At 57.5% G+C, this 11,386-nt stretch carries 10 protein-coding genes; 7 read left to right on the top strand and 3 right to left on the bottom strand.

Annotated features, from left to right (window positions below; genetic code table 11):
- Positions 1-529 precede the first annotated feature (529 nt).
- Together HYZ49_01820 and HYZ49_01815 are read right to left on the bottom strand one after the other, a co-directional pair.
- The gene (locus tag HYZ49_01820; GenBank protein ID MBI3241016.1) at positions 530-1,513 is read right to left on the bottom strand and encodes a FecR domain-containing protein; all 984 of its coding nucleotides are present in this window, start codon (positions 1,511-1,513) and stop codon (positions 530-532) included.
- Positions 1,514-1,703: 190 nt separating this feature from the next.
- A complete protein-coding gene (locus HYZ49_01815) occupies positions 1,704-2,102 on the bottom strand; it encodes a hypothetical protein (GenBank protein MBI3241015.1) in 399 nt (132 codons plus the stop codon).
- A gap of 389 nt (positions 2,103-2,491) precedes the next feature.
- Between HYZ49_01815 and HYZ49_01810 the strand changes: the two genes are divergently transcribed.
- From HYZ49_01810 to uvrB, 4 genes are all read left to right on the top strand, one after another.
- A complete protein-coding gene (locus tag HYZ49_01810) occupies positions 2,492-2,707 on the top strand; it encodes a dodecin domain-containing protein (protein ID MBI3241014.1) in 216 nt (71 codons plus the stop codon).
- Between the two features lie 96 nt (positions 2,708-2,803).
- Positions 2,804-3,883 (top strand): PHP domain-containing protein, encoded by a 1,080-nt coding sequence (locus HYZ49_01805; protein MBI3241013.1) that lies wholly within the window; start codon positions 2,804-2,806, stop codon positions 3,881-3,883.
- 81 nt (positions 3,884-3,964) lie between these two features.
- On the top strand, positions 3,965-4,348 hold the full coding sequence (locus tag HYZ49_01800; protein MBI3241012.1) for an MGMT family protein: 384 nt from the start codon (positions 3,965-3,967) through the stop codon (positions 4,346-4,348).
- Positions 4,349-4,450: 102 nt separating this feature from the next.
- Positions 4,451-6,490, top strand: coding sequence for an excinuclease ABC subunit UvrB (gene uvrB, locus HYZ49_01795; GenBank protein ID MBI3241011.1), 2,040 nt, complete (start codon positions 4,451-4,453; stop codon positions 6,488-6,490).
- A 365-nt stretch (positions 6,491-6,855) separates the two neighbouring features.
- Here uvrB and tpx read toward each other — a convergent pair whose 3' ends face one another.
- Positions 6,856-7,497: a thiol peroxidase gene (tpx, locus tag HYZ49_01790; GenBank protein MBI3241010.1), complete on the bottom strand. Its 642-nt coding sequence runs from the start codon at positions 7,495-7,497 to the stop codon at positions 6,856-6,858.
- Positions 7,498-7,731: 234 nt separating this feature from the next.
- Here tpx and HYZ49_01785 point away from each other — a divergent pair, with 234 nt between their 5' ends.
- The 3 genes from HYZ49_01785 to HYZ49_01775 form a co-directional block, all read left to right on the top strand.
- Positions 7,732-8,643 (top strand): adenylate/guanylate cyclase domain-containing protein, encoded by a 912-nt coding sequence (locus tag HYZ49_01785; protein MBI3241009.1) that lies wholly within the window; start codon positions 7,732-7,734, stop codon positions 8,641-8,643.
- Positions 8,644-8,880: 237 nt separating this feature from the next.
- A complete protein-coding gene (locus tag HYZ49_01780; GenBank protein MBI3241008.1) occupies positions 8,881-10,542 on the top strand; it encodes a serine/threonine-protein kinase in 1,662 nt (553 codons plus the stop codon).
- Between the two features lie 43 nt (positions 10,543-10,585).
- The coding region (locus tag HYZ49_01775; protein MBI3241007.1) for a serine/threonine-protein phosphatase at positions 10,586-11,386 on the top strand (801 nt) is incomplete at its 3' end.

Genomic DNA, 11,386 nt, shown 5'->3' with positions numbered 1-11,386 from the left:
CTTACCGACGGCGGTCTGGATCAACCCGCCGCAGGTGACGCTGGCTGCCCCGGCTGACTTGCCGAAAACTACTGGTGTAGACACGGACGATCTACACTAAATTCCCAACCAAGTTGTCTCAAAGGGTTGACACATTCCGGAATGCCACTGCCAATGCTACTATTGTAGAAACCATTATGATACCAAGCAGGTGAGATAACTTTAGGCTCACTGTATTCATAACTGACCTCTCACTAATCACAAGCTGGACACCGTGCAATGTTTCGCCAATACCTCAGCCATCTCTCACCTTAGGCCTCAATCAATTCAGGCGATTCTTTGCTAATCGCAGGAACACTGGGAAAGGGGGCGTGGTAGGATTGTTCGCGGTCATGACGTGCCTCCAATACGCTTTGACTATGGCGGGCTACGTGGTGACACACTTAGTCCGCCGCTTGTTTCCTCAATTGCTTGGGAGAAGATATATTCCCATATGCTACCTTGCGTCTGCTTTGCTGGTATCAACATAGGTTAGTAGTTCCCTTTTACTTTATCGCTGGGACTTGCGCCAACCGTTGGCTATCGCTTCATCTTCTGTGCAAAACCAACGCTCGCCGAAATCAGGATTGATTACAGTAGCGTCATAGAACTCGCCGCCAGGGACATGGTAAATCTTTTCGCCAGTGTTGAATGAAACATTGCCCTTAATGTCGCAACCAGGCGGGTGATAAGGGCAACCGCCGATAGCGCAAGGGCTTTGAGATACGGTTGGTGTGGGGGGTAGTGGTCGAGTCCTTGTAGGTGATGGAGTGAAAGTGATTGTGGCCGTCTTGGTAGGTGTTGGGGTTCGAGTGGGGTTAGGTAATGGTGTATCAGTCGGCGCAGTAGTGGACGACGGGGCAACCGGAGAGGGAGTCTCTGAAACAACTATCGGCGTTGAGGCGGCCATCAGGGTTGCTACAACAAATTGCCCCGTCTCAGGGTTATTATGTACGAAATCTTCAACAGCCTCAAAACCTAAGCGGCTTCTCGTGAATTGCTTGCCTCCCTCGGTCAATACGATCTGCTCTTGGTTGCCGAGTTTTTCATCAACGGTACTGTTTGCGACTTGGCATGATCCAGTGATGCAATCCAGAGTCAACACGTCAGCGGCAGGATTGTATTCGATGACACCGTAAGCGCCCTGCATAGTGACTGTGCCTACTGGCGAAGTCACTTCTAGCTTACCGCCCGGCACGCTGATCCAGATTTTGCCCGCTTCCAGTTGCAAGCCAATCAGCAAAAAGCCTTCAAGAGGTGTGATGCGATCAATGGTGAGGGATGAATTTGGGCCAATGTAAAAGACCGTGCTATCAGCCAGTTCAAGCCGCGCCCCTGAAGCATTGCCAGTCTGAATCTGGCCATCCTCACGCAAAACATACCCTTTGGCTATTCGAGTAAATGCACTATCGGCAGAGGTTCGTGCTTCAACGATATTGACGATTTCACTCGCAGTAGCCGTGCGGCCAGATGGTGAAGGCGCGTTGGTACTCATTGGAATGCCAGACGCAGGGCTACCACACGCTGTTACCAGCAAGGCAACAACGGCAATGCGCCACAGAAAAGAGCAAATAGGCATCCTCATTCAGCAGAACCCAACGCGGCGATCTAAAGACCTTTCGTGGGAAGACTCCCGCCAGAATCACCCGAAACTTCGCAATTGAGACGCACCAGATTTGGCTGTGTTAGTTCCAGGCTTGACAGATAGGAATCAGGGTAATAGCTACAACCAGTACAAGTTCAGTCGTGGGTCGGGCCTTGAACGCGCGCAACACGCCGACGACAATAGCCATACCTACTATTCGTATAATGAAGTAAACAAGCAAAAGGCCTAATACTTCGGCTGTTAAATTAATTCGGCTGGCAGCGATGAGGGCATATAGGATAGTTTGACCGGCAGCCGAGGCGAGAATGAGAACAAACGGATCAGCACGTTCGTCCTTTTTGGTATCTGCGTTGGATATTTTCGTTGGTTGGCTTTGGGCGTTGGTGCCTGCTGGCCGATCAGTTTGACACTGCCAACACTTACTTCGTCTTGGAGGATTGAGAGAACCACATTGAACACATCGCCAGTTTTCAACCATATGACCTCTCCTGTTGAGAACTGCTAGGCCGTATCACTGAAAGCCGCCCAACCGACACACCAGCTACGCACGATTATGAGCCTTATGCCAATACAAAACAAGAGGCCGCTGGTCTCAGCCAGCGGCCCATGGTCTACTCAGCCCCAACGGGCCCGACTCCCCTTGCCAACAGCGCCTCGGCCAGCGTGGGCGAGGCGAGGGCCATGATGGGCAAACAAAAAGGCCGTAGGGTCTACCATGTGCAGGCAAAGGGTGATCACATCGCTTGACAGGGCGAGCGCCCGGTGTAGGATCGGTAGTTGCGGGCCTCGGATAGCGCCTGAACGGATCGCCAACGCCAGCTCACCCGGGCCGGGGGAACGGCGGTTATAAAACAAAAGGAGACTAAAATGGCAGAAAGCGTTTACAAGGTGATCGAGTTGGTTGGAACCAGCACCGAGTCATGGGAGAAAGCGGCGGCGGCCGCGGTGGAGCGGGCCGCCCAAAGCGTGCGCGACCTTCGCATCGCCGAGGTCGTCCAGTTGGATATGCAGATCGAAGACGGCAAGGTGAATCTCTATCGGGCGAAGGTAAAACTTTCCTTTAAATACGAAAGCCACGAGTGAATCGAAGTCCGGGCCGCGATGGAACGCTTTGAGCCGTTGCGCCGCCGCGGGCGAATCGCAAACGACTGAGAGTGTTGACCGGAACGGAATTTGATCATGCCTCTAGTAGAAGCCATCGGCAATCTCCACATGCACACGCCGTACTCCGACGGCGAGTGGTATCACGCCGACATCGCCCAGGCCGCCATCCGGGCCGGGCTGGACTTCATCGTCGTCACCGACCACAACGTATGGGTGCAGGGCATCCCGCCCTATCATTGCAGTGACGACGGCAAGAAAAAGGTGCTGGTCATCACCGGCGAAGAAGTGCATGACCAGGCGCTTCAGCCGCAGAGTAATCACTTGCTGGTTTACAACACCGGGCGCGAGTTGGCGGCCCTGGCCCACGATCCGCAACTTCTACTCGACGGTGTGAATGAGGCCAAAGGCCTGGCCTTCCTGGCCCACCCGTTTGATTACGGCACAGCCCTTGTTAACTACGAGCCAATTCACTGGCGGCGCTGGGATGTGAGCGGCTTTCACGGCCTTGAGATTTGGAACTACATGAGCGAGTTTGCCGGCCTGCTCACCTCGCCGGCGGCGGCGATCAAGTTTGCCTCTAACCCAGAGCAAGGCATCAAAGGCCCGCATCCCGAAGCGTTGAAGAAATGGGACGAACTGCTGGCCGCGAAAGCGGGCGGGCGCATTGTGGGTATTGGCAACTCGGACGTGCATGGCACGACGTATCACATGTTCGGGCGCTCCGCCGTCATCTTCCCTTACGAGCACTGCTTCCGCGCCGTCAACACCCATCTTCTCCTGCCCGACTCGTTGAACGGCGACTACGAGCACGATTGTGATCTGATCTTCAACGCCTTGCGCGACGGTCATTGCTTTGTAGGTTACGAAGTGCCTGCGCCCACAAAGGGCTTTCGCTTTTCGGCGCAGGGCGACAAGGCAACGGCGATCATCGGCGACGAGATTCCGGGCGGGGCCGGAGTCACGCTCCAGGTTTCAGTGCCGGCCAAAGCGGAGATTCGGCTGGTGGGCAATGGCAAAGTCGTCGTCAAAAAAGAGAACGACACCCACCTCACTTACATCACCACCGAGCCAGGCGCGTATCGCGTCGAAGCTTACATCCCGTTCAAAGGCCAGCAACGCGGCTGGATATTCAGCAATCCGATCTACGTTCGGTAGAATTTCACCGCGAAGGCGCGAAGGACGCTAAGAAGAACAAAATGACTTCGCGATCTTTGCGGCTTCGCGGTTCAACATTCCATGTATACCTCACCGCCTGATCCGCTTGCCTTCAACACCCGTGTCTGGGAGATCGTCCGCCAGATTCCGCGCGGCAAGGTTGCCACTTACGGCCAGATTGCGCTGATGATTCCGCCACCGGAGGGCGTGGAGGCGGACGAGTATCGAGCGGTGGGCGCGCGCTGGGTGGGGGCGGCCATGGCCGCCTGCCCGGATGATGTGCCCTGGCAGAGGGTGATCAACGCGCAGGGCAAGGTTAGCGTGAGGCGGGGCGGCGGTGAACAGCTCCAGCGACATTTGCTTGAAGAAGAGGGCGTGATCTTTGACGAGCGTGATCGGGTTGATTTGAAAAAATACGGGTGGTCGGGGTCGCCGCCTGATGCCGACCAACCCCGGCTCTTGTAGGGCGAATTGCCAATTCGCCCTACAATATCCAAACGGGCGTCACAAACGTCCGTTTTTTGTGGCCCGTATGCTAGAATGTATGTTCTCCGAAGAGGTTACAACATGCCACCCTTTGAACTTGTCTCTGAATTTCAACCGACCGGCGATCAACCAGATGCAATTGTGAAGCTGGTGGACGGCATCAATACCGGCGAACGGGATCAAATTTTGCTGGGCGCGACGGGCACCGGAAAAACCTTTACCATCGCCAACGTTATCGCCCAAACCCAGCGCCCGGCGTTGATCATGGCCCACAACAAAACGCTGGCCGCCCAACTCTACGCCGAGTTCAAGGACTTCTTCCCCAGGAACGCCGTCGAATACTTCGTCTCTTACTACGACTACTACCAGCCCGAAGCCTACGTCCCTCGCCACGACCTGTACATCGAGAAGGAAACGGAGATCAACGAAGAGATCGAACGGTTGCGGCTGGCGGCGACCGCGTCGCTGGTGTCGCGCAAAGACGTGATCATCGTGGCTTCCGTCTCGTGCATTTACGGCCTGGCCAACCCGGAGTCGTATGCCAGGGGAGTCATTCATTTAGAGGCGGGCAAGGCTCTGCGCCGCAATGCGCTTTTGCGCCACTTAGTGGACAGCCAGTATCAGCGCAACGACACCGAACTCAAGCTAGGCACCTTCCGGGTGCGCGGCGACACGCTGGAGGTGATGCCGGCTTACGCCGAAACGGTGTACCGCATCTCGTACTTTGGCGACGAGATCGAGCAGTTGATGGAACTCAACCCGGTAACAGGCGAAGTTCTGGCCGAGCACAAGCAGTTGGAAATCTTCCCGGCTCGCCACTTTCTGGCTGAAGAAGACAAGCTCAAGCAGGCCATCGCCGACATCGAAGCCGAGCTTGAGGAGCAGATCAAAGTCTTCAAGGCCAACGACAAACACCTGGAAGCGCAACGCATCGAACAGCGAACGCGCTACGATTTGGAGATGTTGCGCGAGGTGGGCTACTGTTCCGGCATCGAGAACTATTCGCGCCACATGGATCAGCGCGCCGCCGGAAGCCCGCCCTCGACGCTGGTGGACTACTTCCCGCCCGACTATTTGCTGGTGATTGACGAGAGCCACATGACCATTCCGCAAGTCCGGGGCATGTTCGGCGGTGACCGTTCGCGTAAACAGACGCTGGCCGAATATGGTTTCCGCTTGCCGTCGGCGCTCGACAACCGGCCCTTGAACTTTGAAGAGTTTGAAGAGCGGATGGGGCAAGTCATTTACACGTCGGCTACCCCGGGGCCTTACGAGTTGGGGAAGACGAAACGAGTGATTCAGCAGATCATCCGCCCCACCGGCCTGGTTGATCCCGAAGTGGATGTGCGGCCCTCGACCGGTCAAATTGATAATCTGGTGACTGAGATCAGGAAGCGGCTCGAAAGCGGGGAACGGGTTCTGGTGACGACCCTGACCAAGCGGATGGCCGAGAACTTGTCCGAGTATCTGATGGAACTTGGGATCAAAGTTCACTACCTGCACTCGGAAGTGGAGACGCTGGATCGCATCGGCATCCTGCGCGACTTGCGGCTGGGCGTGTTCGATGTGGTCGTCGGCATCAACCTGTTGCGCGAAGGTTTGGATTTGCCGGAGGTGTCGCTGGTGGCGATCCTCGACGCCGACAAAGAAGGTTTTTTGCGAAGCAACACTTCGCTGTTGCAAACGATTGGCCGGGCGGCGCGGCACGTGCGCGGCACGGTGATCATGTACGCCGACAAGATGACCGACTCGATGAAGTCGGCGATTGACGAGACCAACCGCCGCCGGGCGGTGCAACAGAAGCACAACGAAGAGCACGGCATCATCCCGGCCAGCATCGTCAAGAGCGTGCGCGACCTGACCATGCGCCTGGCGGCAGTGTCTGAGGAGCGCGGCGAATACAAGACGGGGACGCCGCCTCAGCTACCCAGGGCCGAACTCAACAAGATGATCGCCGAACTGGAGAAGCAAATGAAGGAAGCGGCCCATGCGCTGGAGTTCGAGAAGGCGGCGCTTCTGCGAGATCAGATTATTGATTTGCGCCAATTGCTGGCCGACCAGGATTCGAAATTGCCGGCGTGGAAGCGCCCGGCGTCGCTGGTTGAAGAGGAAGTTGAATAAGATCGGCTCCACCGACCCGGGTCAACATCGTTAACGCAAAGGCGCAAAGAGGCAAGGACGCAAAGGAATAAAAAAAGAATCCTTGCGTTCTTTGCGCCCTTGCGTCTCGCCGTAGGCGTCCTTCGGATGCGTTAAAAGCTTAAACCTTATCGGGAATAACATTATGACGCTCCCCAACCGCGTCCTCGCGGTTGGCCGCCCGCGAGGACGCGGGCTATGAGCTTATTTCCGATAAAGCCTCTTTAACGACAAGGCGCAAGGACGCAAAGAAAAATGCCAGATATTATCCTTTGCGGCTCTGCGCTTTTGAGATTTTGCGTTTAAGCAAAGCTCCGCTTAAACGTCCACTGAAGTTGGTTGAAATCTTACAGCGCCGCTTTGGCCGCCGCCAACACCTCGTCGTAGTTTGGCTCCATGCCCAGGTGAGGCATGTAGGCCACGTACGCCACCTTGCCGTTCCTGTCCACCACGAACACCGCCCGCCGGTGGTAGCGGCGCTCTTTGATATACGTCCCGTATTTGACGCCAAAGTCCATGTCCTGGTGGTCGGAGACGGTTTGCACCCGATCCACTCCGGCGTTGCCGCACCACAACTTCTGGGTGGCCGGCAGGTCGGCGCTGATCACCATCACCCGAATATCCTCACCCAATTCTGAGGCCCGCTCATTGAAAGTGCGCGTCTCTTTGTCGCACACGCTGGTGCTGAGTGACGGCACGGCAGCCAGGACGCGAACTTTGCCGACCGTGGAAGCCAGCCCTTGAAAGACCGACCAGTTGTTGGCCTGGGCCGTGAACTCCGGCGCGGTCTGGCCGACGACGACGTCGTTGCCGATGATGGTGGCCGGATGACCGGCGATTTCGAGCACGCCCACACGTTCGGGCGGGCCTTTCGGCTTTGCCGATTTGGCGGCGCGGCGGGCGCGGGGCGCGGCTTTCTTTGCCGGTTTGGCCGCCTTCCGGGCGGCTTTTTTCACTGTTTTCCTGGCGGTCTTTTTCGCAGTTGCCATTTGTCTTTCTCCTATAAGGGGTTTTGGCAGAGTGTACTATAGTTGCGATGGGAGATCAAACAAAACCGGCTGGTAGTCAAATCAACTCAAACAAAACCTGCCTGCATAGCATCAATTAGAGCAGGGACAGTCGCGGCTACATGGCGAGGCTCCGGGAAATTTGAAATGCAACTGTAACCCTCACCTGTTTGCCTCACCTGCTTCCTCCGGCTATACTCTCCCACAGGAGACTGTATGCCGCACATCACTTACCAAAACGAAAAGCTGATCGAAGTTGAGCCGGCCACCACCATCCTCCAGGCCTCCCTGCAAAACGGCATCCCGCACACCCACGTCTGTGGCGGCAACGCCCGTTGCTCCACCTGCCGCGTGCTGGTGCTGAGTGGGCTGGAGCACTGTTGCCCGCGCAACGAAAAAGAACAGAAGATGGCCGAGCGGCGGCACTTCAGCCCCGCCGTGCGCCTGGCCTGCCAGACCACCCTCGGCGGTGATGTGACTCTGCGGCGGCTGGTGATTGACAACGAAGACGAAGAACTGGTGGATCAGGAAGTGGCCGGGGGAACCGCCCCCCGGAGTGTGGGCGAAGAGAAGCAAATCGCCATTCTGTTTTCCGACATTCGCGGTTTCACCGCCTTCTCCGAAGCGCACCTGCCTTACGACGTGATTCACGTCCTCAACCGCTACTTTAACCGGGTCGGCTCCATCATCAACCGGCACGGCGGGCAAATTGACAACTTCATGGGCGATGGCATCATGGCCCTCTTCGGCCTGGACGATGCGCCGGACGCCACCCTGCGAGCGGTGCGGGCCGGGGTGGAGATGTTGGCCGCCGTCGAGGCCATGCAACCCTATTTTGAAGCCCAGTTCAAGACCAATTTCCGGATCGGCATCGGCCTCCACTTTGGCGAGGTGGTATTGGGCGTGGTCGGGGTGGGCGAGCGGCGGCGGCTCACCGCCATCGGCGACGCCGTCAACCTGGCCAGCCGCATCGAAAGCGCCAACAAAGAAGCCCGAACCGAGTTCCTCATCTCCGAAGACGCCTACGAGCAAGTCAAAAGCCACGTTCAGATCGGTCGGCACATCGAACTGCCCATCAAAGGCAAGACGGGCGAATACTCTCTGCACGAGGTGTTAACCGTGAATTAAGGGAATTGCGCGGCATCCATCTCCCCGCTATAAGTCGATCGAAACTTTTACCCCTTTTTTTTGATTATTAAGGATGCAAAAATTAATTAATTTAATTGGGACACAACCAAAATTACTAATTTTATAATATTATGAGATTTTTAAATTTCAAACATAATTTGAAAAAATGTCTACAGCCACCCGGCCATCCCTAAAATCTCCGACCTCTTCAATCAGGAAGACCATGCCTACCTGGTCATGGAATACATTGAAGGCAGAGACCTCGAGGCCGTTCTCAATGACACGCCCGGCTTCCTGCCAGAGGCGACCATTGTCGAGTGGGCGATCCAGTTGTGCGACGTGCTCACTTACCTGCACTCCAACCAGCCGGAGCCGATTGTCTTCCGTGACATGAAACCGTCGAACGTGATGCTCGATCAGCTCAACAACATTCGGCTCATAGACTTCGGCATTGCCAAAGGATTCCAGGCCGGGCAAAAGGGGACGATGATCGGCACCGAGGGCTACTCGCCGCCGGAGCAGTACCGGGGCGAGGCCGGCCCGGCGGGCGATCTTTACGCGCTCGGCGCAACCATGCACCACCTGCTTACCAAGCGCGACCCGCGCGCCGAGCCGCCCTTCTCTTTTGCCGAACGGCCCATCCGCAAAATCAATCCCTCGGTCTCGCTGGGGTTCGAGGCCATCGTCAACAAGTCGCTGGCTTATAACCCGACAGATCGCTTCCCCTCCGCCGCCGCAACGAAAGAGGCGTTGGTGGCCCTCCAGCGGGGCGCGCAAGTGATTGTCTCAACGCCAGCCGTCATTCCCAACCTGGGCACTTCGGTTCTGCCCGGAACCTCGACCCTGCCGGCCAGTGGAACTGCGGCGCTCCCCAACATACCCGTCATGATGCCAACCGGTCAGGAGACCGGCCTGCTGGTTCCCGCGTTCGACACCGGCATCAAACCCTTGTGGGTGTTCAAATGTGAAGATGAGATTCGTAGTCAGCCTCTGCCGGTGGGCAAATTTGTGTATGTCAGCGTCTACGACAACAACCTCTATGCCCTCTCGCGCGACGGCGGCAAGTTCGTTTGGAAGTACGCCTCTGAGGGCGGCTTTGCCGCCTCGCCCATTTACGACAACGGCAATGTCTACATCGGCTCGGAAGACGGCAAGCTTTATGCGCTGACGGGCGAAACCGGGCGGCCCCTGTGGAGCTACCAGACCGGCGAAAGCGTCCGTTGCACCGCCCGCGCCGCCCAGGGCCACATCTTTGTCGGCTCCGACGACCGGCACCTGCACGCCATCAACATGCAGGGTGGCCGCAAAGCGTGGGTGTACGAAACCCCGGCCCCGGTTCGCTCCCGGCCCTTTGTGCTGGAGAAAGAAGCGCGGGTGTTCTTCGGCTGTGAAGCCGGCGAGTTCTATAGCCTCGACTTCAGCGGCGCGCTTAAGTGGCGCTACCGTAGTAAACGGGCCATCACCTCCTCGGCCAACTTTGTGGACGGACTGATCATCGTCGGGAGCGCCGATTATCACGTGCATGCCATCGAAGCCAACTCGGGCTGGGGTTTTTGGAAGGCGCGCACCCAGAAGCCGGTCGTCTCTTCGCCGGCGGTGACAGAAAAGGCGATCTACATCGGCTCTGCCGACAATAACCTTTATGCCCTCAGCGTGCGCGACGGCAAAGTGCTCTGGAAATACGAGACCGGCGACCAGATTGCCTCCAGTCCGGCCATTTACAAGAACGCCATTTATTTTGGCTCGGTGGATGGGTACGTGTATTGCATTGAAATGAAAGATGGCAAACTGCGCTGGAAGTTCAAGACCGAAGGCGCCGTTATCTCGTCGCCCAGCGTGGTAGACGACGTGGTGTACATCGGCTCGACCGATCACAACCTTTACGCGTTATCGGCTTGAACGGGCATGGGCTGAGCGCTTTATTTGGGACCTTCAGATATCCATGATGAAATTCATTCAGCAGTTGTTTGGGAAGAAAACCGAACCGGAATCCGCCAAGACCGCTCCGCTTGTGCCCCCGCACACCTTCTCCGCCGAGGCCCAGCAGGCCGCCACCGCGCCCCTGAACATGCCTGCCTTTGCCGCCAGCAACTCGCCTCTGCGTGTGGCGCACGCCCAGAGTGTGGGCCGGATGCGCGACCACAACGAAGACGTCCTGCTGACCCTCACCAGCACCTTTGACGGCGACGAGAAAATCCCCTCCTTTGGCCTGTACATCGTCGCCGACGGCATGGGCGGGCACAGCATGGGCGAACGGGCCAGCGCCGTGGCCGCCCGGAGCGTGGCCCGTGACGTGACCCGCCGTGTCTACCTCTCCCTGTTGAGCGACAACAGCAACGATGAAGAGCGCGCTCCCTTGCAGGAAGTTCTGGGCGAGGCGCTCACTCATGCCAACCTGGCTGTGCGTGAAGCGGTGGGCGAAGGCGGCACGACCGGCACCGCCGCCCTCGTCTTCAACGACCAGGTCATCATCGGCCACGTCGGCGACAGCCGGGCTTACCTCATCACTGCCAACGGGCTGGAACAGTTGACGCGCGACCATTCGCTGGTTCGGCGCTTGCAGGAACTGGGCCAGCTTACGCCCGCCGAAGCCGCCATCCACCCTCAGCGCAACGTGCTCTACCGGGCCATCGGCCAGGGCGACGGCCTGGAAGTGGATGTCTACACCCAGCGCCTGACGCCCGACACCAAAATTCTGCTTTGCTCCGACGGCCTGTGGGGGCTGGTGGATGACGGCCAGATT

The sequence above is a fragment of the Chloroflexota bacterium genome, from assembly GCA_016197225.1.
Taxonomy (GTDB): Bacteria; Chloroflexota; Anaerolineae; order Anaerolineales; family VGOW01; genus VGOW01.
The sequence above is the reverse complement of the archived record's forward strand: the minus strand, read 5'-3'. Positions and strand labels throughout refer to the sequence as shown.

Excerpts from the sequence above, each read along its gene's own strand:
- HYZ49_01780 (MBI3241008.1), top strand. The coding sequence starts at position 8,881 with ATGGAATACATTGAAGGCAGAGACCTCGAGGCCGTTCTCAATGACACG.
- HYZ49_01815 (MBI3241015.1), bottom strand. The coding sequence starts at position 2,102 with ATGGTTGAAAACTGGCGATGTGTTCAATGTGGTTCTCTCAATCCTCCA.
- HYZ49_01785 (MBI3241009.1), top strand. The coding sequence starts at position 7,732 with ATGCCGCACATCACTTACCAAAACGAAAAGCTGATCGAAGTTGAGCCG.
- tpx (MBI3241010.1), bottom strand. The coding sequence starts at position 7,497 with ATGGCAACTGCGAAAAAGACCGCCAGGAAAACAGTGAAAAAAGCCGCC.
- HYZ49_01800 (MBI3241012.1), top strand. The coding sequence starts at position 3,965 with ATGTATACCTCACCGCCTGATCCGCTTGCCTTCAACACCCGTGTCTGG.
- HYZ49_01805 (MBI3241013.1), top strand. The coding sequence starts at position 2,804 with ATGCCTCTAGTAGAAGCCATCGGCAATCTCCACATGCACACGCCGTAC.
- HYZ49_01820 (MBI3241016.1), bottom strand. The coding sequence starts at position 1,513 with ATGAGTACCAACGCGCCTTCACCATCTGGCCGCACGGCTACTGCGAGT.
- uvrB (MBI3241011.1), top strand. The coding sequence starts at position 4,451 with ATGCCACCCTTTGAACTTGTCTCTGAATTTCAACCGACCGGCGATCAA.
- HYZ49_01810 (MBI3241014.1), top strand. The coding sequence starts at position 2,492 with ATGGCAGAAAGCGTTTACAAGGTGATCGAGTTGGTTGGAACCAGCACC.